Source organism: Streptomyces fuscichromogenes (genome assembly GCF_014645815.1).
In the GTDB taxonomy this organism is placed as follows: Bacteria; Actinomycetota; Actinomycetes; order Streptomycetales; family Streptomycetaceae; genus Streptomyces; species Streptomyces fuscichromogenes.
On sequence record NZ_BMML01000022.1, the window covers coordinates 32,636 to 58,552 of the forward strand.

The 25,917-nt window shown below is 71.1% G+C and carries 27 protein-coding genes; 10 read left to right on the forward strand and 17 right to left on the reverse strand.

The features are described from left to right. Position 1: 1 nt before the first annotated feature. Genes IEZ11_RS36485 through IEZ11_RS36510 form a run of 7 tightly spaced genes read right to left on the reverse strand, consistent with a single transcriptional unit; the run spans position 2 to position 5,134 of the window. Positions 2-859, reverse strand: a complete 858-nt coding sequence (locus IEZ11_RS36485; protein WP_189267286.1) for an SDR family NAD(P)-dependent oxidoreductase — start codon at positions 857-859, stop codon at positions 2-4. Positions 860-870: 11 nt separating this feature from the next. Further along, positions 871-1,638, reverse strand: coding sequence for a carboxymuconolactone decarboxylase family protein (locus tag IEZ11_RS51360; protein ID WP_229713577.1), 768 nt, complete (start codon positions 1,636-1,638; stop codon positions 871-873). Next, positions 1,635-2,552 (reverse strand): NAD(P)-dependent oxidoreductase, encoded by a 918-nt coding sequence (locus IEZ11_RS51365; protein WP_229713578.1) that lies wholly within the window; start codon positions 2,550-2,552, stop codon positions 1,635-1,637. Before IEZ11_RS51365 ends, IEZ11_RS51360 begins: the two co-directional genes overlap by 4 nt. Then, positions 2,545-2,973, reverse strand: a complete 429-nt coding sequence (gene pcaC / locus IEZ11_RS36495) for a 4-carboxymuconolactone decarboxylase (protein WP_189267287.1) — start codon at positions 2,971-2,973, stop codon at positions 2,545-2,547. The genes IEZ11_RS51365 and pcaC overlap by 8 nt, the downstream gene beginning before the upstream one ends. Before the next feature lie 6 nt (positions 2,974-2,979). Beyond that, a complete protein-coding gene (locus IEZ11_RS36500; protein ID WP_229713579.1) occupies positions 2,980-3,378 on the reverse strand; it encodes a cupin domain-containing protein in 399 nt (132 codons plus the stop codon). Then, positions 3,375-4,304 (reverse strand): NAD(P)-dependent oxidoreductase, encoded by a 930-nt coding sequence (locus IEZ11_RS36505; protein WP_189267288.1) that lies wholly within the window; start codon positions 4,302-4,304, stop codon positions 3,375-3,377. Before IEZ11_RS36505 ends, IEZ11_RS36500 begins: the two co-directional genes overlap by 4 nt. Continuing rightward, on the reverse strand, positions 4,301-5,134 hold the full coding sequence (locus IEZ11_RS36510) for an N-acyl homoserine lactonase family protein (RefSeq protein WP_229713580.1): 834 nt from the start codon (positions 5,132-5,134) through the stop codon (positions 4,301-4,303). Before IEZ11_RS36510 ends, IEZ11_RS36505 begins: the two co-directional genes overlap by 4 nt. Positions 5,135-5,343: 209 nt before the next feature. Here IEZ11_RS36510 and IEZ11_RS36515 point away from each other — a divergent pair, with 209 nt between their 5' ends. The 6 genes from IEZ11_RS36515 to IEZ11_RS52860 all read left to right on the forward strand — a co-directional run bounded on the left by IEZ11_RS36515 (position 5,344) and on the right by IEZ11_RS52860 (position 10,733). Next, on the forward strand, positions 5,344-6,300 hold the full coding sequence (locus IEZ11_RS36515; protein ID WP_189267289.1) for a VOC family protein: 957 nt from the start codon (positions 5,344-5,346) through the stop codon (positions 6,298-6,300). A gap of 71 nt (positions 6,301-6,371) precedes the next feature. Continuing rightward, a complete protein-coding gene (locus IEZ11_RS36520) occupies positions 6,372-7,448 on the forward strand; it encodes a maleylacetate reductase (RefSeq protein WP_189267290.1) in 1,077 nt (358 codons plus the stop codon). A gap of 1 nt (position 7,449) precedes the next feature. Continuing rightward, a complete protein-coding gene (locus IEZ11_RS36525; RefSeq protein WP_189267291.1) occupies positions 7,450-8,217 on the forward strand; it encodes an alpha/beta hydrolase in 768 nt (255 codons plus the stop codon). A 32-nt stretch (positions 8,218-8,249) separates the two neighbouring features. Further along, positions 8,250-8,978, forward strand: a complete 729-nt coding sequence (locus IEZ11_RS36530) for a GntR family transcriptional regulator (RefSeq protein ID WP_189267292.1) — start codon at positions 8,250-8,252, stop codon at positions 8,976-8,978. Between the two features lie 148 nt (positions 8,979-9,126). After that, entirely contained in the window at positions 9,127-10,398 is a 1,272-nt protein-coding gene (locus tag IEZ11_RS36535) for an Nramp family divalent metal transporter (RefSeq protein ID WP_189267293.1), read from the forward strand. Between the two features lie 134 nt (positions 10,399-10,532). Next, on the forward strand, positions 10,533-10,733 hold the full coding sequence (locus tag IEZ11_RS52860; protein ID WP_505996883.1) for a hypothetical protein: 201 nt from the start codon (positions 10,533-10,535) through the stop codon (positions 10,731-10,733). 111 nt (positions 10,734-10,844) lie between these two features. Here IEZ11_RS52860 and IEZ11_RS36545 read toward each other — a convergent pair whose 3' ends face one another. The 4 genes from IEZ11_RS36545 to IEZ11_RS36560 all read right to left on the reverse strand — a co-directional run bounded on the left by IEZ11_RS36545 (position 10,845) and on the right by IEZ11_RS36560 (position 14,260). Continuing rightward, positions 10,845-11,420: a rhodanese-like domain-containing protein gene (locus IEZ11_RS36545; protein WP_189267294.1), complete on the reverse strand. Its 576-nt coding sequence runs from the start codon at positions 11,418-11,420 to the stop codon at positions 10,845-10,847. A 330-nt stretch (positions 11,421-11,750) separates the two neighbouring features. Next, on the reverse strand, positions 11,751-12,494 hold the full coding sequence (locus tag IEZ11_RS36550) for a sulfite exporter TauE/SafE family protein (RefSeq protein WP_189267295.1): 744 nt from the start codon (positions 12,492-12,494) through the stop codon (positions 11,751-11,753). After that, the gene (locus IEZ11_RS36555; protein WP_189267296.1) at positions 12,491-12,856 is read right to left on the reverse strand and encodes a rhodanese-like domain-containing protein; all 366 of its coding nucleotides are present in this window, start codon (positions 12,854-12,856) and stop codon (positions 12,491-12,493) included. Before IEZ11_RS36555 ends, IEZ11_RS36550 begins: the two co-directional genes overlap by 4 nt. Positions 12,857-12,901: 45 nt before the next feature. Further along, entirely contained in the window at positions 12,902-14,260 is a 1,359-nt protein-coding gene (locus tag IEZ11_RS36560; RefSeq protein ID WP_189267297.1) for an MBL fold metallo-hydrolase, read from the reverse strand. 215 nt (positions 14,261-14,475) lie between these two features. Between IEZ11_RS36560 and IEZ11_RS36565 the strand changes: the two genes are divergently transcribed. Next, positions 14,476-14,700, forward strand: coding sequence for an aldehyde dehydrogenase family protein (locus IEZ11_RS36565; RefSeq protein ID WP_189267298.1), 225 nt, complete (start codon positions 14,476-14,478; stop codon positions 14,698-14,700). Between the two features lie 73 nt (positions 14,701-14,773). After that, a complete protein-coding gene (locus IEZ11_RS36570) occupies positions 14,774-15,061 on the forward strand; it encodes a metal-sensitive transcriptional regulator (RefSeq protein WP_189267299.1) in 288 nt (95 codons plus the stop codon). A gap of 424 nt (positions 15,062-15,485) precedes the next feature. Here the strand turns inward: IEZ11_RS36570 and IEZ11_RS36575 are convergent, their stop codons facing one another. Then, complete coding sequence (locus IEZ11_RS36575; protein ID WP_189267300.1) at positions 15,486-16,136, reverse strand: TetR/AcrR family transcriptional regulator; 651 nt, start codon at positions 16,134-16,136, stop codon at positions 15,486-15,488. Positions 16,137-16,293: 157 nt separating this feature from the next. Here IEZ11_RS36575 and IEZ11_RS36580 point away from each other — a divergent pair, with 157 nt between their 5' ends. After that, complete coding sequence (locus IEZ11_RS36580) at positions 16,294-18,624, forward strand: MMPL family transporter (protein ID WP_189267301.1); 2,331 nt, start codon at positions 16,294-16,296, stop codon at positions 18,622-18,624. Positions 18,625-19,295: 671 nt separating this feature from the next. Here IEZ11_RS36580 and IEZ11_RS36585 read toward each other — a convergent pair. The 5 genes from IEZ11_RS36585 to IEZ11_RS36605 form a co-directional block, all read right to left on the reverse strand. Beyond that, positions 19,296-19,529 (reverse strand): DUF5132 domain-containing protein, encoded by a 234-nt coding sequence (locus IEZ11_RS36585; protein WP_189267302.1) that lies wholly within the window; start codon positions 19,527-19,529, stop codon positions 19,296-19,298. Between the two features lie 201 nt (positions 19,530-19,730). Then, positions 19,731-20,873: an alpha/beta hydrolase gene (locus IEZ11_RS36590; protein WP_189267303.1), complete on the reverse strand. Its 1,143-nt coding sequence runs from the start codon at positions 20,871-20,873 to the stop codon at positions 19,731-19,733. A gap of 180 nt (positions 20,874-21,053) precedes the next feature. Beyond that, entirely contained in the window at positions 21,054-21,806 is a 753-nt protein-coding gene (locus IEZ11_RS36595) for a thioesterase II family protein (protein WP_189267304.1), read from the reverse strand. A 57-nt stretch (positions 21,807-21,863) separates the two neighbouring features. After that, positions 21,864-22,253 carry a DUF5132 domain-containing protein gene (locus IEZ11_RS36600; RefSeq protein WP_189267305.1) on the reverse strand — a complete coding sequence of 130 codons (390 nt, stop codon included), beginning with the start codon at positions 22,251-22,253 and terminating at the stop codon, positions 21,864-21,866. 129 nt (positions 22,254-22,382) lie between these two features. After that, a complete protein-coding gene (locus IEZ11_RS36605) occupies positions 22,383-24,143 on the reverse strand; it encodes a DUF885 domain-containing protein (protein ID WP_189267306.1) in 1,761 nt (586 codons plus the stop codon). Positions 24,144-24,302: 159 nt separating this feature from the next. Here IEZ11_RS36605 and IEZ11_RS36610 point away from each other — a divergent pair, with 159 nt between their 5' ends. Beyond that, positions 24,303-25,898, forward strand: a complete 1,596-nt coding sequence (locus IEZ11_RS36610) for an ABC transporter substrate-binding protein (protein ID WP_189267307.1) — start codon at positions 24,303-24,305, stop codon at positions 25,896-25,898. The last annotated feature ends 19 nt before the right edge of the window (positions 25,899-25,917 follow it).

Below are 25,917 nucleotides of genomic sequence, written 5' to 3' on the forward strand. Positions count from 1 at the left end.
GTCACGGGGTGCCTCCCGCGTCCGCGGCTGCGGCCCCGTGCCGTGCGAGGATCGCCTCGTCCGTCACCGCGACGTCCCAGAGTCCCGCTCCCCCGCCCCGCCGGTTGGTGTTCTGCACACTGGCGCCGCCGTCGACGGAGAAGATCTCGCCGGTGACATAGCTCGACTCGTCGCTGAGCAGGAACGCCACCGTCGCGGCCACCTCCTGCGGACGGCCCGCCCGGCGCAGCGGCGAGGTGCCCGCGCGGCGGCGCATGTCGGCCATGCCGGCCTCGCCGAAGATCGGGGTGGGCACGATGCCCGGCGCGACGGCGTTCACGCGTACGCCGATCGGTCCGCCGTAGACGGCGGCGCCGTGCACGAGCCCGACCGTGCCGTGCTTGGACGTGGTGTACGCCAGCAGGTCGTTGCTTCCGCGCAGCCCGGCGATGGAGGCGGTGACGACGATCGAGCCCACGCTGCCGCGGTCCAGGTAGTGGCGGAAGGCCGCCCGTACCCCGAGGAACGGGCCGCGCAGGTTGACGGCCATCACCTTCTCCCACTCCGCCACGGTCACATCGACCAGGTCGGCCAGCGAGCCGGCGATCCCGGCGTTGAGATGGTGCAGGTCCACCCGGCCGAAGGCGTCCAGGGCGGCCCGCATGTAGGAGTCGACGCCGTCCTCGGTGGTCACGTCCGCCCCGACGGCGACGGTCTCGCCGCCGACCGCCGCGGCGACCTCCTTGGCGGCTGCCGCGTCGAGGTCGACGGCGACGACCTTCACACCCTCCTCGGCGAGCCGCTCCACGGTGGCCCGCCCGAGGCCGCCGGCGGCCCCGGTGACGACGGCCACCTTCCCGGCCAGTCCGCGCAGTGTCATCTTCTTCCGCCTCACGTCTGGTTCTGTCGTAGGGGTGCGGCCAGTTCCTCGCGCAGCACGGGCAGCGCCTGGAGCGCGCTCTGCATGCCCATCACCGCGGCGATCTCCATGACCTCGAGCAGCTCGCCGACGGTGGCCCCGTGGCCGAGCGCGTTGTCCATGTGCGCCTTCCATCCCTTCACGTAGAGGTGGGTGGAGGCGCAGTCGAAGGCCGTGTACACGAATTCCTTGACCTTCGGCTCCAGGGAGCCGTGCTGCCAGGACACCGAGGAGAAGTCGGTGTAGGCCTCGAACATCTCCGGGTCGAGTTCCAGGATCTCGTCCCAGAACACGTGCCAGTAGCCGCGGTTGGCGGTGAACCGCGCCTTCAGCTCCTTCCGGTACGCGTCGAGTGCGGCCGGACCGTCGCGCAGCCCGCGTTCCTCCAGGAGCTCGGCGAGCAGCGGAACGCCGATGTTCATCGCGTGGATGCCCAGGGTCGTCGTCAGCTCGATGACCTCGGTGATCTCACCGGGGGTGGCGCCGAGGTCGAGGGCCCGGCGGATGTGGCGGCGCACTCCGGGGGCGTACATGTGGGTGGCCGCCGCGTCGACGGCGAGGTAGATCAGTTCGCGGGTCCTGGGGTCGAGGTGGCCCTTGCGCTGGGGGACGCCGGCCAGCCGTACGTAGGCGGCGAGCAGTTGGGGCGCGAGTTCGAGCACGGCCTGCCACTGCTCGTCCCAGGCGCCGTGCAACGCGACGACGGCATCGTGGAGTTCGGTCTCGGTCGGCGTGCTCATCCGGTCACCGGCTCCCGGTCGCGGTCGGCGGAGGCGGCGAAGGTCCAGCGGGCGATCTCGGTGTGGTCCGCGGTGTCGGGCAGGGCGGCGAGCGCGTCCTCCCAGAGGGCCACGGCGCGGTCGGCAAGGGGGCTCGCGACGCCGAGTTCACGGGCCAGGCCGACGGCGATGCGCATGTCCTTGACCATGAGCCTCAGGCCGAAGCCGGAGTCGTAGGTGCCGGGCAGCACGAAGTTCGGGAACTTGTTGTCCGTGGAACCGCTGCGGCCGCTGGAGGAGTTGATGAGTTCCACCATGACCGCCGGGTCGAGCCCGAACCGCTCTCCGGCGAGGACGCCCTCGGCCGTGGCCAGCAGGTGGGTGGCGGAGAGCAGGTTGTTGACGGCCTTGAGCGCGTGTCCCGCGCCGACCTCGCCGGCCCGCCGGGCGGTGCCCATGACCGCGAGCAGTGGGGAGAGCCGCTCGACGGCGTCCTCGGCGCCGCCCGCCATGATGGTGAGCTGGCCGTTCTCGGCGCCTTTGACCCCGCCGGAGACGGGGGCGTCGACCAGGGTGACCCCGCGGGCCGCGAGGCCGGTGGCGAGGCGCCGGGTGGACATCGGGTCGGAGGAGCTCATGTCGACGACCGTGGCGCCCTCGCCCAGCGCGTCCAGAAGGGCCGGGTCGCCGAGCACCGCCTCGACGACCGCGCTGCTGGGGAGCATCAGGACGACGACCTCGGCGCCCCGGACGGCGTCGGCCGCGCTCTCGGCGGTTCGGCCGCCCGCATCGGCCAGCGCGGCACGGGCGTCCGGGACCGGGTCGAAGCCGGTCACCGTGTATCCGGCGCCGACCAGGCGTGCCGACATCGGCCCGCCCATGTTGCCCAGCCCGACGAAGGCGACCGCGGGCAGGGTCTCAGCGTGTTCAGTCATCGCCCTTGACCTCTCCGATCACCTGCTCGGCGACGCGGAAGGACTCCAGTGCCGCCGGGACGCCGACGTAGACGGCCGTCTGCAGGAGCACTTCCTGGATCTCCTCGGTGGTCACCCCATTGGTGAGGGCTCCCCTGACGTGGACGCCGAGCTCGTGGTTGCGGCCCAGAGCGGTGAGCATGGCGAGGTTGACCAGGCTGCGGGTGCGGCGTTCGAGTCCGGGACGGCTCCACACGGCGCCCCAGCAGTACTCGGTGACCAGTTCCTGCATCGGCCGGGCGAAGTCGCTGACGCCCGCCAGGGAGCGCTCGACGTGTTCGGCGCCGAGCACCGCCTTGCGGATGGCGAGTCCGGCCTCGTAGGTGTCGCGGTGGGTGGTGTCGTGGGAGCTGATGTCGGTGATGAGCGGTTCGACGGTCATGGGGTCTCAGTCCTCTGCGGTGACGGGGGCGGTGTACTGCTCGGCGGCGACCTCCTCGGCCCAGGTGGTGGTCCCGAGCGAGATGGCCGTGTGGGTCAGACAGGAGTCGGGGGCGGCGCCGTGCCAGTGCCGTTCGCCCGGCGGGCACCAGACGGTGTCTCCGGCCCGCAGCGGCCGGACGCCGTCCTGCTCGGTCGCGACGAAGCCGCTCCCGGCCAGTACCTGGAGGATCTGGCCGTGCTCGTGGGTGTGCCAGTACGTGCGGGCGCCCGGTGCGAAGGTGACGGTGTTGATGGTCACACCGTCGGTGGCGGGCATCGTGAGGTAGGCGTGCACCGTGCCGGTGAAGCGGGAGCCGGTCTTGGTGCCGACGCCGTGCTGGGCGGTTCCGTGGATCAGCTTCACGGCTTGTCCTTTCCGGCGTCGTGCGCGCCGTCGTGGACGCGGACGCGTCCGGAGAGGTCGCCGATCGCGTCGACGACGGTGTTGCTGATGTCCTGCGCGTATCCCAGCTGGAGGGCGAGGCCGAAGGAGGCCAGCGGGGCGGCGGAGTTGGGGCTGGCGACACCGAGTCCGGTGACGAGGTCGACGTAGGCGAGGACGTCCTTCATCATCAGCGCGTTGGTCAGGCCGCCCTTGAGGTAGTCGCCGTGGATGATCTTCGGGAAACGGTTCTGGGTCGCGAAGTTCACCCCCGAGCTGGTGTTGAGCACGTCGAGGAGGACCTGGAGGTCGAGTCCGGCCTTGCGCCCCGCGACCATCACCTCGGCGGTCGCCGAGAGGGCGATCGCGTTGAGGAAGTTGTTGAGCAGTTTGGCGGTGTGGCCCGCGCCGACGGCTCCGCAGTGGAAGACGTTGACGGAGAACGCGTCGAGCAGGGGGCGCACCCGGTCGAGGGTCGCGGTGTCCCCGCCGACCATGAGGGTGAGGGTGCCCTTCTCGGCCGCCGCCGCGCCGCCGGAGATGCCGGCGTCGAGCAGGGTGGCGCCCCGCTGGGCGAGTTCGTCGTGCAGGCGCGCGGTGGAGGCGGGCGCGGAGGTGCTGAGATCGACGACGACCTGCCCCTGCCTGGTGCCGGCCAGCACGCCCTCCTCCCCCAGGACGACCGCTTCGACGACCTTGCTCTCGGGCAGGGAGAGCAGGACGACGTCACACCGCCGTGTCAGGTCGGCGACGGACGCGGCGGGGGTGGCGCCGCATCCGGTGACGTTCTCCGGGCGGGTGTCGTGGCCGAGCACCTCGTGTCCGGCGTCCACCAGACGGCGCGCCATCCGCCCGCCCATGTTGCCGAGGCCGACGAAGCCCACCGGCGACGCTGCGGTGCTGGTCATACTGCTGCTCCTTCGCTTCGCGGACCGCCGATCACCGCGGTGAACTCCCCCATGGGGCCGTCGAGCCGCCGGTGGCGGTCGAGTACGGCCGGGTCGTGGCCGGGGACGAGGATCGCGTCGCGGTCCGCGACGAGCCCGTTCATGTAGTCGAAGCCCCGGTACATCGCCTCCAGGTCGGCGACCACGAGGAACGGCAGGTCGCGCTCCAGCTCCTCGTAGTAGTGCGTGGCGTCGGAGGCGAGCAGGACCAGGCCCTCGTCCGTCCTGACCGTGAGAATCGCCTGGCCCGGCGAGTGGCCGCCCAGCTCGATCAGCTCCACCCCGGGCGCGATCTCCTCGTGGCCGCGGTGGAACACCATGCGGCCCTGCTCGTGCACGGTCCGCAGATGGTCGAGATCGGTGTCCTCGACGCTGTGGTGGAACTGGAGCCGCCGGGCGCAGTCGCCGGTCCAGAAGTCGAACTCCGTGCGCGGCACGATCACCTTGGAGTCCGGGAACAGGTCGACGTTGCCCGCGTGGTCGTAGTGGGCGTGGGTGAGGACCAGGGTGGACTCGGCGGGCGTGACGCCCAGCCGCCGGAAGGCCTCCCCGGGGTGGATGAGATGGCCGCGCTGCCGGTTGCGCCCGCCGAGGTCGCTGTACCCGGTGTCGACGACGATCGTGCGCCGCTCGTTGCGCACGATCCAGACGTAGTAGTCCATCCCGATCGGACCGTCCGGCTCGCCGTACAGGTGGTGGTTGAGGAAGACCAGGCCTCGCGTGGTCGTACGGGAGGCGTACCGCACGATGAGCACTTCGTACGTGTCGTCAGCCGTGTCGTCAGCGGGCAATTGACTCACGATAACCCCGTATGATTGTCGGACAATACAGTGGGGCACGTTAGCGCAGATCAGGAGCCCCTGACAATGCCGCCCGAATCGAGCCCCGGCCCCTTCCGCACCGTTTCCCGTCACTCTCTTGACATCGAGCCGTCATATCGTATGACAATCATACGGCTGGCTCCACAGGCCTGGCATCCTCAGACAAGGAGAACCGAGCAATGACGTATCTCGTCGGCTCCCACCACGTGACGCTGTCCGTGGGCGGTGCGCAGGAGGACGTGGACTTCCACACCCGAGTCCTGGGCATGCGCTTCATCAAGAAGACCGTGCTGTACGACGGTTCCGCGCCGATCTACCACTTCTACTACTCCAACGCGAACGGCGACCCGTCCTCCGTGGTCACCACGTTCCCGTGGGCGCAGGCCGGGGTGTACGGCAAGCGCGGCACCAACCAGGCGCGCGAGGTTCTCCTCTCCGTCCCGGCCGGCTCCCTCGACTACTGGGTGAACCGGCTCGGTGAGCACGACATCCAGACCAGGCGCTTCGAGTCCCTCGGCACCGGCCGGGTCGCCTTCGAGCACCCGTCCGGCATCGAGTACGTCCTGGTCGGCAACGAGGACGACCCCCGCGAGGGCTTCACCGGCAGCGGTGTGGCCGCCGAGGCCGCCGTCCACGGCATCCACGGCGTCGGTATCCACGTCTACGACCAGGACCGCATGGTCGACTTCGGCAACGACGCGTTCTTCTCCCAGGGCAAGGTCTCGGAGGAAGGCGACGTCGCTTCCTTCCAGGTCGGCACCCAGGGCTACGGCAACTTCATCGAGCTGCGCGGGAACCGGTCCGACGACCAGGGCACCTGGACCTTCGGCGCCGGCACCTACCACCACTTCGCCTGGAACCTGGACACCCTCGAGAACCAGTCCGCGGTGAAGTTCGACATCGAGGGCGCCGGCTACACCGACATCTCCGAGCTCAAGGACCGCACCTACTTCAAGTCCCACTACGTGCGAACCCCGGGCGGCGCCCTGTTCGAGCTGGCGGTCACCGACGACGCGGGCGGCTGGGACTGCGACGAGTCGCCGGAGGAACTGGGCAAGAACTTCATGCTCCCGCCGCAGTTCGAGAGCGAGCGGGAGAGCATCCTGTCGCGCCTGGAGCCGGTCACCACCGACTGACGCCCGCCCTGCCGTACCGGCCCGGGCGCGGCCACCACGCCCGGGCCCACGACCGACCCCAGGAACGAACAGTGACCCTCACCTTCGAGAACATCACGCTCGGCCAGCGCGTCCGCTTCGGGTACGGCCACGCCGCGGACAACCTCGCCGCCGAAGTCGACCGGCTGTCCGCCCGCCGCGTCATGGTGATCGCCGCTGCGGCCGAGAGCGGGATCGCCGACCGGATCACCGCGGGCCTGCCCGTGGCGCTGCGCCACGACGACGTACGGCCCCACGTTCCGGTCGAGCAGGCCGAGGCCGCCCGGACAGCGGCCAAGGAGAGCGGCGCCGACCTGGTCGTCTGCGTGGGCGGCGGGTCCACCACCGGCCTGGCCAAGGCGGTGGCGCTGACCACCCGGCTGCCGATCGTCGCCGTGCCCACGACGTACGCGGGCTCCGAGGCCACCAACGTCTGGGGGCTCACGGAGGCCTCCCGCAAGACCACCGGAGTCGACGACGCCGTCCTGCCGGCCGCCGTCGTGTACGACTCGGAACTCACCCTGTCGCTGCCCGTGGGTCTGTCAGTGGCCTCCGGACTCAACGCCATCGCCCACTGCGTCGACTCGATGTGGGCCCCCCGCACCAACCCCGTCAACCAGGCCTTCGCCATGGAGGGCCTGCGGGCCGTGGCCGACGGGCTGCGCCGGATCGTCCGGGAGCCGGACGACATCGACGGCAGGGACGCCACGCTCTACGGCTGCTACCTGGCCGGGGTGGCCTTCGCCTCCGCCGGCTCCGGGCTCCACCACAAGATCTGCCATGTCCTCGGCGGCGCCTACGATCTCCCGCACGCCCAGACCCACGCCACCGTGCTGCCGTACGTCCTGGCGCTGAACGCCCCGGGCGCCCCGGACGCCGCGCGCAGGATCGCCGCCGCCCTGGGCAGCGCCGCACCGGTCGGGGGGCTGAACGCGCTGCGCGAGGAACTCGGCGCCCCGCGCGCACTGGCCGACCACGGAATGCGGCGCACGGACATCCCCGAGGCGGCCCGGCTGATCCTGCCGTACGTGCCGGCGGACAACCCCGTCCCGGTCGGCGCCGAGGAGCTGACCGACCTGCTCACCCGCGCGTACGCCGGGGAGTCCCCCCAGGACAGCGAGGCGACCTGAAATGACCGCGACATCCTTCACCGCGAGACCCGGCAATCCCCACCTGGCCGGTCCTCCGCTCCTGCGCGGCGCACCCCTCGACCAGGCCGGACTGGTGGTCTACGCGGTGCACGGACGGGGGCAGGGCCCGGACTTCATGGCCGAGCAGTACGAGCGCGTCGGCCTTCCCGGGGTGGCCTGGGTGATTCCCGGGGCCGACGACGACACCTGGTACCCACACGGGTTCATGGCTCCCCTGGAGGAGAACCGGCCACGCCTGGATCACGCCCTCGACACGGTTCGGACGCACCTCGCCGACCTCGCCCGCGCGGGCTGGGCATCCCGGGACGTGGTCCTGTTCGGCTTCTCCCAGGGGGCCTGTCTGCTCTCCGAGTACCTGCTGCGGGACCAACCGCCGTGCGCCGGCGCCTTCCTGCACACCGGAGGCCGTCTGGGGCCGGAGGCCGCGCCGTGGCCCGCCGCGCCGGAAGGCGGACTGCCCGGCACCGAGATCGTGCTGCTGTGCGCGGAGGAGGACGAGTTCGTCCCGCTCGCCCGCGCCGAACAGACGGCCGGCGCCCTGGCCTCCCTCGGGGCGAGGGTCGAGTTCACCACGTACGACGATCCGCTCCACCACCTCAACGAGGACTCGATCGTGCGACTGCGGCGTATGCTCCGCACCCGCCTGCTGGAACGGGTCGAGGTGGTGACCGAGGACCACGCCCCGGCGGCGGATCCCCTTGCGGATCCTGCCGCGGATCCATCGAAATCACGCAACATGAGGCATTGATCGTATGACGAAGTGGCCGTAGCCTCGCTGGCGTGGAGCACGACGGCACGTGGGCGAAGTGGCCCCATTCACGCCTTGAGTCGGCCGCGGTGCTGGCCGACTCGAGGGAGCGCGTCCTGCAGACGGTGCGCGAGGACATCTGCCGGTCCCGACTGGCACCCGGCCAGCCGCTCGACGTGAACCTTGTCGTGCTGCGCACCGGCGTCTCGCGGAGCGTGGTGCGCCAGGCCCTTCGCGACCTCGCGGAACAGGGCTGGCTGACCGCCCCGGGCGAGGGCTGTGTCGTGCGGGCACCCTCCCCTGAAGAGGCCGCCGAGATCGACGAGGTCCGGCGCGCCCTGGAGGAGGTCACGGTGCGCCGCTTCGTGGCGCAGGCCTCCGACTCCCAGCTGAGGGCGCTGCACGGCGCCCTCCTCGCGTTCGAGGACCTGGCGGACCTCCCGCCGGACCCGTCCGCCTTGCTGCAGGCCAGGGACAACTTCTACGGCCTGGTGCTGCGCGCCGCGGGCGTCATGGCCACACTGGACGCCCTCGTCGCACTGCGGGCACGTATCGTCGTGTTGATGTGCGCTTCACTGTGCTCGCCGGGCCGGCCACAGACCGCCGCACAGGAGTTGCGCGACATCTACGAGGCCCTGGCCGACCGCGACGCCGATCGAGCCGTCCAGGCCTGCTGCACGCATGTGGACCGCTCCTACGAGGCGGGTTTCCGGGCGCTGGCCGGGCTGAGCGACACGGAGTCCGGCAACACGCGGGACTGACCACTTCGGCCACTCAACCAGGCACGATCTCTTGTCTGCACACGCACGGCGCTCTATTGTATGACAATCATACGCACACACCGTCAGACGCTGACTCGCGCGGTCGGTAGGCGTACCGTCCCGTTCCTCGACTCGCAGGAGCCTCCCGATGAGCACCGGCACCTCCTCAGCAGTCACGACACTGGCACCGACCCCCGCCTTCCGCAGGGCCGACCGGCGTCGTCGGCTCGCTTTCTACGGCCCCGCGTTCGTCGCAGCCGTCGCCTACGTCGACCCAGGCAACTTCGCCACCAACTTCCAGGCGGGGGCCCGGCACGGCTATCTGCTCGTATGGGTCCTCGTCTCGGCCTGCGCGGTGGCGATGTTCATCCAGTACCTGTCCGCCAAGACCGGCCTGGCCACCGGCCGTGACCTGCCGACGCTCTGCCGCGACAGCTTTCCCCGCCCGGTCGCCGTAGGGCTGTGGGCCCAGGCCGAGATCGTGGCCATGGCGACCGATCTGGCGGAGTTCGTAGGCGCAGCGATCGGCCTCTACCTGCTCTTCGGCGTCCCCATGCTGCCCGCCGCCCTGATCACCGCCGTGGCGAGCTTCGCGATCCTGGCCCTCCAACGGCGCGGCTACCGCCCGTTCGAACTGGCGATCGTCTTTATGCTCGGCGTCATTGCGCTGGGCTTCGCGTACACGGTCGTCGCCGTCGGCGACCAGTCCGCGTCGGATCTGGCGGCCGGCATGCTGCCCGCGTTCCACGGCACCGACTCGGTGGTGCTGGCCATCGGCATCATCGGAGCGACGGTCATGCCCCACGTCATCTATCTGCACTCGGCGCTGACCGCGCAGCGACAGCGGCCGGAGGACCCGGCCGAGCGCAGGCGCGTCCTGCGCACGTTGCGTGTCGACACCACGCTGGGACTGAGCCTGGCCGGGCTGATCAACCTCTCGATGCTCTGCGTCGCGGCCGCAGTCTTCCACGGCACGGGCGGAGACTTCGACGGCAGTCTGAGCAGCGCGCACGACGGCTTCGGCCGGCTGGTCGGCGGCGGCGCCGCGCTGGCCTTCGCCGCCGCGCTGCTGGCGTCCGGCCTCTCCTCGTCGGGCGTGGGAACCTACTCCGGCCAGATCATCATGGACGGTTTCCTACGGATGCGGGTTCCGCTGTTCCTCCGCCGGGCCGTCACCATGGCGCCCGCGCTGACCGTCCTCGCGCTCGGCGTGTCGCCGGACACGGTGCTGCTGATGTCCCAGGTGGTGCTCTCGTTCGGCATCCCCTTCGCGCTGGTCCCGCTGGTGCTGATCAGCCGTCGCGTGGACCTGATGGGTGATCTGGTCAACCGGGCCCAGACGACCTTCGTGGGGTGGGTGGCGGCCCTGCTCGTCTCCGCGATCAACGTGTACCTGCTGTGGCAGGTCTTCTCCGGCTGAAGCCATGTGGTCCTTGCCGTCCCCGAAGGCGTTGCCCGAACTCTCGGGTACTCAACCCGCTGAGGGTGTGATCCACCCCGGCATGATGCCTCTGTGGCGACCAGAAACCAATCCGCGCACCCTATGCAGCTCTGTTGCTGCATCTCCTCGATGTCGGCGTCGGCCGCGAACGCCTTCTCGGACCCGGTGATCACGATGCAGCCGTAGTCCGGGTCCCGGTCCAGCGCCTCGGTGGCGGCCACGACCTCGTTCATGACCTGGAGGTTCAGCGCGACACCACACTGATCACGAAGCTCACGCCTGCTCTGAATCCCACCCCGACGGTCGCCACCTGACCAGCCGTACCACTCCGGAACCTGCACATGCCCACCTCCCACGATCGTCGCCCCGTCCTTGGACCATGTTCGCCAAGGCCGGGGCGACGTCCGTGCCGCCGCGGCTGCGGGTCAGCCGTTGCGCAGGCGGGCCAGCGTCGCGTCCAGGTCGGCCTTGCGGGGCCGGTTGTACGGCAGCTTGGCGAGCATGGCGGCCATACCGCAGGTGTTGGTCACGGCCGAGAGGACCAGGCCACCGGCGATGCCCGCGGACAGCAGCCGGAAGGCCGGGTGGACCAGCTCGCCCAGTGCCAGACCGAGCAGGACGACCGAGCCCGCGGTGAGACGGACCTGCCGGTCCATGCCCCAGGTGGCCTTCGTGGTTCCCTCGGGTCGGTGCAGGTCATGGCCCTGGGCGGCCCAGGCACCGGTGCCACCGGCGAGCGTGGCCGTGTGGACGCCGCTCTCCGCGAGAATGCGGCACGCGTTCTCGGAGCGGGCGCCCGAGGCACACACGACGAGGACCTCGCCGCGTCCGGCGGCGGTACGGATGTCGGGCAGGGCCCGGTCCAGCGCGTCCAGGGGGACGTTCAAGGCGCCGGGTATGTGGCCACCGGCGTACTCGCCCGGGGTACGGACGTCGATGACGGTGAGTTCGTGCAGGCGTCCGTCGGCCTCGGCGGGGTGAAGGGTGGTGGGGGTGCTCATGGCGAATCTCGTCCTTGTGTGTCGGAAACTGATCAGGGCGCACGGATGCCTGCGCCCGGGGACCTGTCAGTGGAAGTGGCTGCGGAACTCGATCCGGCGGGCGGGGAGCCGCGGTCCGTACCGAACCGGCCGACGGCCGCTGCGTCCCGTGGGCGCGACCGCGCGGGACGCCGTCGTCGCCGGCCGCCTTCAGCGATGCCTGGTCGAGGCGGACGGCCCCGGGTTCCCGGTGCGGAACGCGGGCGGTCGAGCGGCCGGCCGGAGCAGCTCTTCCTCTCGACGGCCTGACGGCGACCGGTCACCCCGTGGCCGCGGACCGCGTCGGCGTGGTCAGACGAGCACGTCGACGAGCATGAAGGCGGCGACCGCGAGGAGGACGTAGGCGAAAATGCGCTGCAGCGTCCCGCCGTTGATCCGGTGCGCCAGGCGTTTGCCGTCCCAGGCGCCCAGGATCGCCGCCCCGGTGAACGGGGCGATGACCGCCCAGTCCAGGTGCGTTCCCGAGCCGGTCCGGGCGGCGAGCGCGGCCAGGGAGTTGATGGTGATGACCAGCAGGCTTGTCCCGACCGCCCGGCGCATGGTCAGTCCGAGCACGCTCACCAGCGCCGGCACGGCGAGGAAGCCGCCGCCCACGCCGAGGAACCCGGTGACCGCACCGAGTCCGGCACCGGCCACCCCTGCCCTGCCCAGGCGGACCTGGCCGGAGGGCTCGGTGCGTGCGGGCCGCAGCATGCGCAGCGCGGCGAGGGCGGCTATGACGGCGAAGGCGCTCGTCAGCACCATCTCCGGCAGATGGCTGGAGATCATTCCGGCGATCATCGCCGGCACGATGCCCGCGGCGGCGAAGAGCAGCCCGGTTCGCCAGACCACATGGCCGTCCCGGGCATGGGCGTTCAGTGCCGTGGCCGAGGTCACGGTGACGATGACCAGGCTCGCCGTGGTCGCTTCCGCGGGAGTGAAGTGCAGCAGATAGATCAGGGCGGGCACGGCGAGGACGCTGCCGCCCCCGCCGAGACCGCCCAGGGCCAGGCCGATGACGCCACCGGCGACGAGCGCGAGAATCAGAGTGGTCATGCTATCGAGCCGTTGTTCCCGCGTTCGTCGACGACCGGGTGCCCCGCGGCGGCCCACTCCTGCATGCCGCCCTTCACATCGACGGCGTCCGCGCCGCGCGCGACCAGCAGTTCGGCTGCCTGCTGCGAGCGGTGCCCGCTCCGGCAGATCACCACGAGCGGCCTGGCCTGGGCCCTCGTGGGCAGTGCCCCGCCGGCGGCCAGTCGGGACAGGGGCGCGTGGACGGCGCCCGGCGCGTGCCCGGCGGTCCACTCGGTCTGCTCCCGCACGTCCAACAGGACGGCTGGAGCGTCGGCACCCTGGGTGCGCTGGTGTGCCTCGTTCACGGTGAGACGATCCGTGCCGCGACGGAAAAGGGACATCACATTGCCTCTCGGAAAGTTCTGGGGTCGGTCGCCCGAGGTGGGTCAGCCGGTCACGACCGTCAGCCCGGCGTCCTCGGCGGCATCGAAGCCGTCGTCGACCGCGATGACATCCCGGCCGGCGGCGTCCAGCAGCGAGGCGGCGATCCCGGCCCGCATGCCGCCGGCGCAGTGCACCCAGACGGTGCCCGCCGGCACCTCGCCGAGGCGCTTGTGCAGCTGGTGGACCGGGATGTGGACGGAGTTCTCGATGTAGCCCCCGGCCCGCTCGGATTCACGGCGCACGTCCAGGACGACGATGTCGTCCGTACGGTGCTCGGCCAGAGCGGCGAACGTGGAGCGCGGGAAGGAGACGGGGCTCTCGCCCTCGCGCACCCACTCCCCCGGTGTACCGGTCGCCGCCGCGGCGGGCCGGTCGATGCCCACCCGGACGAGTTCACGCTGGGCGGCGGCCAGCTGCTCGGGGGACTCGGCGAGCAGGGTCACGGCCTTGCCCCACGGGATCATCCAGGCCAGGTAGGTGGCGATCTTGCCCGCGGCCTCGAAGTTGAAGGATCCGGCGACGTGACCGTCGGCGAACGCCACGCGATTGCGCAGGTCCACCACCCACTCGCCGGCCGCGAGCCGCGCGGCGATCTCGTCGGCGTCGGCGACGGCCGGAGCAGTGAGGTCCAGCGCGGCGGGGCCGACCGCGTTCGCGGGACCCATGTGGGTGTAGTAGGCGGGGATGTCATCGAGTTCGGCGAGCAGTCGTGTGACGAAGGAGTCCACGTCCTGGGTCAGCGCCGCGTTGACGGACTTCTCCTTGCCGATGGTGGTCGCGTCCCCTTCGGCCTGGGCCGAGGAGCAGAAGCTGCCGAACCCGTGCGTCGGGAGCACGGAGGTCTCGTCCGGCAGCTCCGCGGCCAGCCGGTGCGCGGAGGCGTGCTGGGCCCTGGCCAGTTGCTCGGTCAGCCGCGGCTCCACCAGGTCCGGTCGGCCCACGGTGCCGATCAGCAGTGACCCTCCGGTGAAAGCCGCCACCGGCCGTCCCTCCTCCCGCAGCACGTACGAGGTGTGGTGCGGGGTGTGACCGGGCGTGGCAACGGCGCGCAGCTCCAACCCGGTGTCGACGGTGACGGTGTCGCCGTCGGCCACCGGCACCCGCGCGAACGAGACGTGCGCCGAGGCCGGCACAAGGTAGGCCGCGCCGGTCACCCGGGCCAGCTCCAGACCTCCGGTGACGTAGTCGTTGTGGATGTGGGTCTCCACCACGTGCGAGATCCGGACCCCGCGACGCGCGGCCACCGCCAGCACCTGGTCGAAGTCACGCGGCGGATCGACGGCCACAGCCGTCCGCCCGCCACCGGCGAGGTAGCTGCGGTTGCCGAGGCCCTCAAGGTCAATGGCGTCGATGAAGAACACAGCGATGCTCCCTTCCTGCTGCAATTACCCCCTGGGGTATATGGGCACGGTAGCAGACATACCCCGGGGGGTATCCATGACAACGGGCGCGAGTACGCAAGCCGACACCACGCCGGCCAGAAAGGTTCGCTCTGGCAAATGAATCTCGACGGTCACCGATGCCGAAGACTCGCCTTGCGCACTCTGTGCACTCCCCGTGAGGGTCGGCGAAATCGTTGAAGCCGTACACCTGGGACGGCAGAGCGGCCGCTCTCGCCCACGGCTCCGAGTTCGGTCTCGGCACCGCCGCCAGAACCGCCGACCGGGACCGTGCCGTCTCCGTCGCCGGCCGGGTTGGCGACGGCACCATCGGGGTCAACGCCTGCGGCCACGACTCCGACTCGCCCTTCGGCGGTCGCGGCGCCAGCGACCTGGACCGCGCGCTGGGCCCCGAGGACTGAGCGGCCGCCTGTGCCCGCGAGCGAGGTACATTACCCCTAGGGGTATTTTCCGGGTTGTGGGTGAGGAGTGACGGTGAGTCTGGAACTCGAGGGTGCGGAGATGAAGTCCGTACTGAACCGTCTGCGCAGGGCGCAGGGCCAGATCTCCGGGGTGATCCGGATGATCGAAGAGGGACAGGACTGCGAGGACGTGGTGACGCAGCTGTCCGCAGCGTCCAGGGCGCTCGATCGGGCCGGGTTCGCCATCATCGCCACCGGCCTGCAGCAGTGCCTGACGAACGCCGTGGACGGCGCGGCACCCGGCGAGAACCGCGAGCAGATGCGCGCCCGCCTGGAGAAACTGTTCCTCTCCCTGGCCTGAGAACGGCGCCGTGCCGGGAGCTCAGGCCCGGCGGGACCGAGCACCGGAGCGGCATGTCCGCCTGCGGCGGGGAAGGTCGCCTGCGAGACCGCGCGTCTCACGTGCGAGCAGTTCGCCCGCCGGACCCTGGCCGCCCCGGGCACGAGCGGCAACGGAGGACCTCGTCAGGTCACCACCCGCGCGGAAGCAGGCGCCGACGACCGCTCCGGCCGCCACAACGGCGCGGACACAGCCGCGGCACTTCTTGGTCGCGTCGATCACGGAGCCGGCCGCCGGAACACGGCGGTAGGGCCCCTGCGGCGCACCCCGGGAAAGGATCGTCAACCGGAGGGGCCGGCCTTCCTCGCGCCGTCGCGGGCGCCGCATCCGCGCAAAGGACGCGGCAGCCGGGCGGCCGGCACACCTTCAGGCCCGTCGGCACGACTCAACCGCGACGCCGATCCGGGCTGACGTTGCCGACCGCGGCCCGCAGGTCCTCCTCGTCGGCGAGCAGCGGAGGCAGCGGGGTTGCACTGGCGGGGTCGAGCGAGTCGAAGAGCAGGGCGATGAAGCGGGCCCGCAAGGAGGGGGCGGCGCTGGGGAGTGCGAGACCGGCGACAGCCATGACGAGGAAGTGCGGGATGTCCTCGGCGGTGAGGTCGGACCGGATCTCCCCGGCCTCCTGCGCGCGCACCAGAAGCGGGTGGAGCGAGGCACTGAAGTGCTGGAGAACATCCACCGCCACGTCCGCGAAGTTGCTCGCGAAGGTGACCAGACCTCGTTCCTCGGTGATCAGGTCGAGCAGCCGGGTGGCGATGTCCTGCAACGCCTGACGCGTGTCGGGGGCATCGGCCGCACGCTCGACCAGCGGAAGCAGGTCGGATTCGAGGATGTCGTCCAGGACCGCCCGGACCACGGCCTCCCGGTTGGGAAAGTGCCGGTAGAGCGTGGCGATGCCCACGCCGGCCTCGGCCGCGATCTGTTCCAGCGAGCCCTCACCCTTGCCCAGCACGATGCGTCCGGCGGCGGTGATGCGCTCCACGCTGGAGCGCGCGTCGACCCGCCGCCGGGGTACGCGGTCATTCGTGATTGCCATCCGTGAATCTTCCCTGCTCTGCGACGAAAGCCGATGGCGGCCACCCCACCGACCGGTAGAACTCTATCGCATTGATAGTCTCCTATCGGTTTGATAGTAGTCTCTCGCTTCATCACGTGGCCTGGCCCACCAGGCCGTGACAGACAGGGAGAGCTCTGTGTCCGTTCTGCTGTACCGCCTGGGCAGGTTCGCCTACGGCAAACCCTGGTACGTCATCGGAGGCTGGCTGGCCGTGCTGGCATCCGTACTGGCACTCCTCGTAGTCAATCCCGTCCGGCTCAGCAACGAGGTGCGCATCGACGGCACCCCGTCCCAGCAGGTCATCGACGATCTGGCCAGGACTCTGCCGGAGGCGTCCGGCGGTCAGGGCCTGCTGCTCTTCAAGGCCCCGGACGGTGCCCGGATCAACGACGAGAAGGTCCACGCGGCGGTACTGGCGGCGGTGGACGCCGTATACCGCCACGACCACGTGATCGACGTCCGCAAGGCCCTGGCCAAGGAAGTCGCCAAGGGCGCGGACAGCACGCTGCTCCAGGCCCAGACGGCCGTGGCCAAGGCCGGCGGCCGGACACCCGCTCCCCTCCGGTCGGACGGTCAGCCCGTCCCGGGCGTGGCCGTCTCCGCCGACGGCAAGACGGCGCTGATGCAGTTCCAGTTCGACGAGCAGACCTACGAGCTGCCCTCCGGGACGGTCGACAGCACCGTCAAGGCCGCGGAACAGCGCGCCGCCCGTGGCGGTCTGGAGGTGCTGCCCTCGGCGTCGATGATGGAGATTCCCGAGATCGTCGGCGTCGGGGAGATCGTCGGCGTCGCCGTCGCCGCCCTCGTACTGCTGATCACCCTGGGCTCGGTGGTGGCCGCGGGCCTGCCCCTGGCCATCGCCCTCGTCGGGGTCACGGTCGGGGTCGGCGGCGCCTTCACCCTCTCCACCGTGTTCGAGATCCACTCCCTCGCCGCGGTGCTGGCCCTGATGCTGGGCCTGGCCGTGGGCATCGACTACGCCCTGTTCATCGTCAACCGGGAACGCCGGCTGATCCTGGACGACGGTCTGGACGCACACGAGGCGACCGCCCGGGCCATCGGCACCGCCGGGAGCGCGGTCTTCTTCGCCGGCAGCACCGTCATCATCGCCCTCGCCGGACTCCTGGTCATCCGGATCGCCCTGCTCTCCACCATGGCCGTCGTCGCAGCCGCCACCATCGCCGTCGCCGTGCTGCTCGCCCTGACCCTGCTGCCCGCCCTGCTCGGCCTGGTCAAGGAACGGATCTGCCCCGCCCGTGTCCGGCGCGGCGCGCGGCAGCGCACGTCGGCCGCCGAGCACGGCCGGGCCGCCCGCTGGGGAGCGCGCCTGGTCCGCCACCGGTACGCCGCCCTCACGGCCGCGATCCTCATCCCCGCGATCCTGGCCGTGCCCGCCGCCGGCATGAGACTGGGCCTGCCCTCCGGCGCCAGCTACAACCCCGACACCGGCCAGCGTCGCAGCTACGAGCTGACCAGCGACGCCTACGGCCCCGGCTACAACGGCCCCCTGCTGGTCGCCGTCGACTCCACGGGCGGAGGGTCCCTCACCCCCGGGACGCTCGCCGCGGTGACCTCCGAACTGCGGGAGACCAAGGGCACCACCTCGGTCTCCCTCGCCGGGATGAACAAGGCCGGTACGACCGCCATCCTCAGCCTCGTGCCCGCCAGCGGGCCGAACGACGACGCGACCAAGAACCTCGTCACCGCCGTACGGGACAAGAGCGCGCAGATCGGCCGGGCCCACGGCGCCACCCTCGGCATCACCGGCTTCACCGCCCTCGCGATCGACGTCTCCGACCGGCTCGCCGACGTCCTGCCCCTCTATGTCGCGGTCGTGCTCGGACTCTCCCTGATCGTGCTGCTCCTCGTCTTCCGCTCGCTCCTGGTCCCCGTCATGGCCACCCTGGGATTCCTGCTGAGCGTCTCCGCCGCGTTCGGCCTCACCACGGCCGTCTTCCAGTGGGGCTGGCTGCAGAGCCTGATCGGCATCGACGCCACCGCACCGGTCGTGAGCCTGCTGCCCATCATCATCACGGGCGTCCTCTACGGGCTCGCCATGGACTACCAGATGTTCCTGGTGACCTCCATGCGGGAGGCACACGTCCACGGGCAGAGCGCACTGGAGGCCACCGTCACCGGTTTCGCCCGCGCCAGTTCGGTCATCGTGGCGGCGGCCACCATCATGGTCTCCGTCTTCGCCGGATTCGTCTTCAACGCCCAGCCCATGATCAAGCAGGCCGGTTTCGCGCTCGCCGCCGGCATCCTCGTCGACGCCTTCGTCATCCGGATGACCCTCATACCGGCCACCATGGCACTCGCGCGGGAGAAGGCATGGTGGATCCCCGCCTGGCTGAACCGTCTGCTGCCCGACCTCGATGTCGAGGGCGACAAGCTCGCGCAGAGGATCCCGCTGCCCCGGCCCGGCACTTCGCAACCGCTCGACGAGACGACGCAACCCGTCGGCTGACCTTGCGGCCATCGCCGCTGCCCGCGCGGTCCTCGGGCCGACCGCGCGGGCAGCGGCCACGCCACAGCCTGCGGCAGCCCTCGCCCGGACCGCTCGGCAGGGGCCCGACATCCGGCGCGTTCTTCGACGTCACGGCAACCGGTGCGCCTGCTGTCCGTCATCAGCCCCAGTGCGCTGGCGCTGCTGGTGCTGTACCACGTCCCGTTCAACCCGCTCGGTACCAGTCATTGCTCGCGCCGCAGGTCGAAGCCGAGCGCGAAGGACCTGACCATGCGGATGAGTGGCACGTCCGACGCGGCCGGGGACAGGAGACGATGCTGCCCTCGTCATCGCCCGTGGCGCTGTCCCGGCCGTGAACCTGCACGACCCGAAGATCACGGAGGGGCACGCACATGGGGTGGCAGCGGCTGCCGACGGTTGCCTGGAGGGACCGTTGACCTGCGGGCCAAACCGTCCGCCCACGAAGGCTCGGTCCGTCGCCCCAGGCCTGCACGCGGCGCCAGGTGGCGCTGCCCCGGCGGTTGCGCCATGCTGCCGTCCGGACATGGCCGCCGGGAACGAGCGTGTGGAAGGTGTCGACGCACCCCTCGTACCTCTCGGCCGCCCAGTCGCGCAGCTGCGCGGCGAGGTCGAGGCCGACGGACTTCGGTCGGCCGTGGCAGCGTGCGCCATCACCTCGCCGCAGACTCCACACCACGTGTGCGAGCCGAACTCGCCAACTTCTCGGCAGCCGCTTGGGCGGTGAGGCCCTGGATCTCCTCCCCGGCCTCGACGACCGCACGCCTGACTTCCAGGGCCAGGCCGACCGACGTCTTGATGACGCCTCGCACCAGCGGTTTCGCCACTCTTTTGGCCAGCGGGGCCGTGATCACGCCGACGGCGAAGGGAGCAACTGCAGGGAGCATGTGTCAACCCTCTTCTTGTGTACACAGCACGGCTGCCGGCGCCACACGAGCCGACAACGGCCGGTCGACAAGGCTGGGCAGGAATTTCACCCCCACCCAGAACACGGTAGTCGGACCTCGGCCGATACGCCCGTGGAGGCCTACGCGGTTCATTCGGTCGGGCGGAGGCCCGCCGGAGCGGACCGTGGCTGCGCAACGGGATCACAGGGGCTTCCGGGCCCCCGGCCCGCACCGGTCCAGCAGCGAACCCACCACCTGCACAACGAATTCGGGTACGCGATCCGGGAAATCGTGGCCGGTGCCCTCCGGGGTGTAGACCCTCTTGCCGTTGCTGGAGGCCGCGAGGAACCGTTCTCGCACGGTGAGGAAGAAATGCCGTACCCGTGCGCTCTCCTCCGGATCGTCGACCGCGTCGAAGATCTCGCCGCCGCCCGTCAGATCGCGTGGCGCCACCAGGAGGAGCGGCAGCGAGCCGAGCTCACCGTCGTGTACGGCCGTCTGCCAACCGTCTCTGGTGATGCCGTCCGGCGACAGCTCCCGCAGGATGGATGCCGCCGCGCAGCTCGCCCTGGTCCTGAGCTCGATCATGGTGAGAACCTGCGTAGGGTCGTCGGAGGTGTCCGTCTCCTTCCCGCCCGCGAGAGGGTGGAGACCGAAGAGGTGACGCAGCGCGAGGGCGGTCTGGTCCCTCGGGGCATGTCGCAGGGCCGGAAGCGCCGGGCCGAAGGCGACCGCATCGGGCGGGGTGGGATCGAGCAACACCAGACCGGCCATCAGGTCGGGGCGGCGCCTGGCGGCGTTGGCCATGAGCAGCCCTCCGAAGGAGTGGCCCACGAAGACGTAGGGCCCCTGTTCGCCGGCCCGTTCCAGCGCCGTGAGCAGTTCGACGGCTTCTGCCGCCGTCGTGCGCGGGAACGGGCCCGGGTCGCTCCAGCCGGACCCCGGACGGTCCACCAGGACCGAACGCATCTGTTCCCGCGCCAGCGCGTGCAGCCGGTACATGGCATACCCTCCGGCATGGCCGCCCGGCATCCAGACCACGGTGGGCCTCGGTCCGGCGTCTCCCTCGGCCAGGACATGCATGCGGTAGCCGCCCACGTCGACCATGCGTCCGGGGGCCGGATACCGCACCTGTATGCGGCCCACGTGCACCAGATGGCGGAGCGACCCCAGACCGAGTGCGAGGGCCACGGCGCACAGCACACCGCCGGGAATCCGTCGGGCGGCACCCCTGGACACACACCGCGCACCCGCGGCCGCCGGTAGCAGGGCGATGCCCAGCCCGGCCCAGTCCCGGCTGAGCGGCCGGAGTATCGCGTCGGCGGCACGTGTTCCCGGTCGCATGGTCCCTTCTCCGTCCCGGCCTTCGCGGCCGCTGCCGGGGACACCGCACGTCTCAGCGACCGGTACGGCCATCGTCCCCTGGGAACCCCGCGGGCGCCATCGCGGTGCCGGGGCCCTGCCTTCCGTCACAGCAGGGCAGGTTCTGGCTACGGGCACCCGCCGTCAGGCCTGACCGGCGTCTCACCCGCGCGCGATATGCGCCGCCACGTCCGCGACCACCTCGGCTTCCCGGTCCACGAGGTAGAAGTGATCCCCGGGGAACGCGCGCAGTTCGAAGGAGCCCGGGGCGGCGAGGCCGGACCAGGCGAGGACCCCGTCGAGCGCGCAACTCGGATCGTCCTGGCCGACGTACGCGGTGATCGGCGCCTTGACCGGAGCCGGATCCGGAGGGTGGTAGCCCTCGATCAGCCGGTAGTCCGAACGGAGCGCGGGCAGCAGCAGGTCACGCAGTTCCGGGATGTCGTAGGCCTCCGAGTGCAGGTCTCCGAGGTGCCGGACGTGGGTGATCAGGGTTTCGTCGTCGGCGTCGTGCAACGCGACGCGTTCGGCCCATCCTGGCGCCTCGTGCGCGGAGACCAGCAGGTGCTCGGGGATGCTGCCGCGGGTCTCCAGCCGCAGGGCCACCTCGTAGGCGACACAGGCGCCCATGCTGTGCCCGAAGAGCGCCAGCGGCCGGTCGAGCCAGGGCCGCAGTGCGTCCTCGATCGTGTCGGCCAGCGTGGCCATGTCCTCGATGCAGGGTTCCGCGAGCCGGTCCTGGCGGCCCGGATACCGCACGGCGAGCACCTCGACGTCCGCCGGCAGCAGTGCGGGCCAACCGTGGAACAGCTGTGCCGTGCCGCCGGCGTGCGGGAAGCACACCAGTCGGAGCCTGGGGTCCGACGCACGCCGGTGAACACGGAACCAGTTCAGGGGGGTTCCGGTCGCAGCCATGGGACCTGCCTCCATCAGAGTGTCGTGATGGCCGACAGGGAGAGCCGGCCGACGGACTCAGCGCGCCTTGGCGGCGGCCGTCCCGGCGCCGCGGGCCTTGCCGGCGGGCTTGTCCTGAGCGCCGGTGCGTCCCTCGTGGGCCCCTGCCGCTGCGGGTGCCGACTTGGCGGCCGCTCCGGTCCGGCCCGCGGTGCCGCTCTCCGGGGCGCCGACGCTGAGTCGCGCTGCTGGTGGCGTCTGGGCTGGCGTCTGGGCTGCGAGCGCCCCGGCGGTCGCCTCCGCAGCGAGATCATGGATGCCCTCGCCGGCCTCATGGACGGCCCGCTTGACCTCGAGTCCCAGGCCCACCGAGGCCTTGACGACCCCTCGCACCAAGGGCTTGCCCAGCCTCTTCACCAGGGATGCCGCGATCAGACCGATCAGGAAAGGAGGTACTACAGGCGGCATGGCACAACATCCTTCTCTTCTGTCGAGGAGATGATGATCAGACGGACACACTCCGCTTCAGCGGACCCACACCCGCCGTCACAGAGAGTATCCGAGTCGCCGCACGTGGTGACGAATTCCCGGTGGCCTTCACTCGTTCGAGTAGAGCGGCCTTCCCTGGAAGTCTCCGCGGCCGTGCGCTCCGCGCAGTTCTCTCGCCACCCGTCGGCGCAGGGCGGGAAACGGCAGGGTGCCACCGGCCAGCACGCTCTCGTGAAAGGCGCGTACGTCGAACGCGCCGTCGGCGCCGTGTTCGCACGCCGACCGCAATGCCGTGAACTCCGCATGGCCCGCCCGGTACGTCAGCGCCTGCCCCGGCAGATCGGTCGCGTAGCGCAACAACTCGGTCGTGATCTGCTGTTCCGACTCGGCTGCCGCATGGGCACGCATGAAGGTGCGCGCCTCCTCCAGTGTCATCGTCCCGAGGTTGAGGCCGGTGTCGACGACGAGGCGCTGCGCGGTGAACCGTTCATGGGCCAGGCGTCCGTACGCGTCCCACGGGTCGTCGTACAGTCCCATCTCCCAGGCGAGCCCTGCCGCGTACTCGGCCCAGCCCTCCTCGAACCCGCTGAAGGCCGCCAGTTCGCGTCGCAGGTCGGGCAGTGCGGTGTTCTCGGCCTGGCGGGCGAGGTGGAAGTGGTGTCCGGGCGACAGCTCGTGGTAGATGAGCGCGGCTGCGCCGAGCAGTGAGCGGTGGGCCAGGTCCGAGGCGTTGTAGCGGTAGCGTCCCACGGGTTGCGCGGCGGTCGGCGCTTCGTAGTAGCCGAACGTCATCGCCCCCTCCAGCGCCGGGTCGAGGCGGGCCACGTCGTAGGGGGCGCGGGGCAGGACCGCGAACCAGCGCGGCAGCAGTGGCGTGAGGCGGTCGAGGTGTCCGCGGTAGCGGGCTTCGACCTCCTCCGGAGTGGCGGCGTACAGGCGCGGCTCGGTGGCGAGCCGTTGGTGGAACTCCGCCTCCGTCCCCGCGAAACCGAGCGTGTCGCGCATCTCCCGCATCCGCTCGCCGAGTTCGCGGCAGTGCTCCCGGCCGAGTTCGTGGAGACGTTCGGGCGGTGTGTCGCCGGAGGTGTACGTCCTGACGAAGGCCCGGTACGCCGCCTCGCCTTCCGGGTGGCGGGCCCAGCCGACGGCCCGCGGTGCCCGCCGGAGGTAGTCCGGGTCGCCCACGAGGGCGACGAGGCGGTCGAACGCCGGCTCCAGTTCGGTGACCACGAGCCGTTCGACCGTGTCGGACAGGTAACCCCGGCTCGCCGCGTCGAGCCGGGTGAGCCGCTCGGCGTCCGCGCGGACGTACCTTGCCGCCGAATCCCGCAGCCGGGCGAGCGTGGTCCGGACACCGGTCAGGGCGGGGGCATGGATGCGAATGCCCCGCTCCGCCTGACCGACGACCTTGTCGCCGATCGTCGCGACGCAGCGGGCCAGGTCCCGTACGAGGGTCGCGTACCGGTCCGCGTCGGCTCGGTGCTCGAAGCGGAACGGGCGGAAGACGGCGTCACCGTACTGCTGGAGGCGGAAGAGCTGGTACGGAGTGGCGGTGGGAGTGAGCCAGTGGAAACGTCCCGCCTCCGCCTCCTGTTCGGCCAGTGCCCGCAGGAAGCCCGCGGTGTCGGCGGCGGTACCGGACAGCTCCGCCGGTCGCAGCGCACCCAGCCGGCTCAGCACTTCTGCCGCGAACCCGGCACGCTCGTCGGTCTCCGTGGCGGACACCCCCGGCAGCGACTCGACCGGCAGCCCGCGGCGCGTGCGCAGCGACGGCTCGCGTGCGAGCAGGAACTCCCAGTACGAGGTCGCGAGTCGGTCGATCTCGCGCGCCGTCGAGCCGTCCGGGGAGCCCCCTGGATTGATGACCATGGCGCCAGTGTGCGCCTTGAGGTGACGCATCATCAGGAACGGGAAGGCGGACCGCGCGTCGGACGGCCTCACTCGGACGGGGGAAATAGTCCGGCATGTTCGCGTCCGGCCCGGGGAAGCCCGGCCGACGCCGTCGATCGCGATGGCACGATGAGCGCCATGCACCGCCGAACCGTGTCGTCTCCCAGGGCTCGGTCGGTCGTGGCGGCGGCCGCCGCCGTGTCAGCCGTGCTGACCGGTTGTGGCGGCGACGTGTCGTCGACGCGCACTCCTGTGGTCGAGGGCGGCACCGTGACGATCGCCACCACGGCGGAGACCCCGAGCTTCAATCCGTACGCGCAGTTCGGCCTTTCACTGGCTCCCTATGCCTACGACTCGCTGGTCGATGTGGCACGGGACGGGCGCGTGGTGTCCGGTCTGGCCGAGCGTTGGCGGGCGGGAGCCAGTACGGCGGGTTTCACCCTGCGCAAGGGGGTGACCTGCTCCGACGGCACGACGCTGACGGCGTCCGGGGTGGCCCGGTCGCTGCGGTACGCCGGCGATCCCCGCCATCGGCTCGTCGGTGCCCGGACCGCCCTGCCGGGTGTGCCGTTCACGGTGTCGGCCGACGACGCGGAGCGGACGGTGTCGGTGCGGACGGCATCGCCGTACAGCTTCATCGTGCGGACGATCGGTCTGCTGCCCGTCGTCTGCCCCGCCGGGCTGGCGGATCCCGGCGCGCTGGACAGGAGGTCACAGGGCACCGGACCGTACGTGCTGAGCGGCTACGCCTCGGGGGGTCCCTACCTCTTCACCCGTCGCAGGGGGTACGCGTGGGGGCCGGGTGGAGCGGGCAACGCGGCTCCGGGGCAGCCTGAGCGCATTGTGGTGACAGTGGTTCCACAGGAGTCCACCGTGGCGAATCTGCTGCTCACCGGCGGAGTGAACATCGCCATGGTGACCGGCCCGGACCGGGCGCGGCTGACCGGCCACGGGCTGGCGACCGCCCAGGTGCCGACCGTGGTGGGGCTGACCTTCTTCAACGAGCGGTCCGACCGGCCCCTGAGCGATCCGGTGCTGCGCCGGGCGCTGGTGGGAACCCTGGACCGCAAGGGCCTCGCCAATGTGGCGATCGGCGGCGACGGTACGCCCGCGCGCGCTCTCACCGCCCCGCACTCCCTCTGCTACTCCGACGTGGCCGCGGGGAACCTGCCTTCGCGCGGCAGCGCCGTGCGGGACCTGCGCGCCGCGGGCTGGACGAGGGACGCGCGAGGCAGGCTGGTCAGGCAGGGCCGGCCGCTGCGGCTGCGGGTGCTCAGCAGCGCCGACTTCGGCTCCACCCTTCCGTCGGTCGCCGAACTGATGGCCGTGACGTGGCAGACGCTGGGCGTGGCCGTCGACCTCGTCGGCGAGAGCCGCAACGCGGTGGTCCAGGCCATGTACGGAAGCGGCGACTTCGACGTCGTGGTCGGCAGCTCGCCGGGGCCGCCGCTGCCCGCGCAGCTCGTCCCGTACTTCTCCGGCACGCCGTCGTCGGGAGGACTGAACTTCGCGCATGTCGCCAACCCCGTCTACGACCGTTTCGTCGCCCAGGCCCTGCGGTCGCCGGGCTCGGCGAGCTGCGCGGACTGGAACAGGGCCGCCGCGGCGCTGCTCCGGTCGGCCGACGCGCTGCCCGTCGCCGACGGCACGAGCACGGTGTACGGCTACCGGACGACCTTCGCCGTCGTGCCCGGCGGCCGGATCGTACCGACCAGCATCCGCCTGCACAGGTAGCCGTAACGCACGCGGCGCG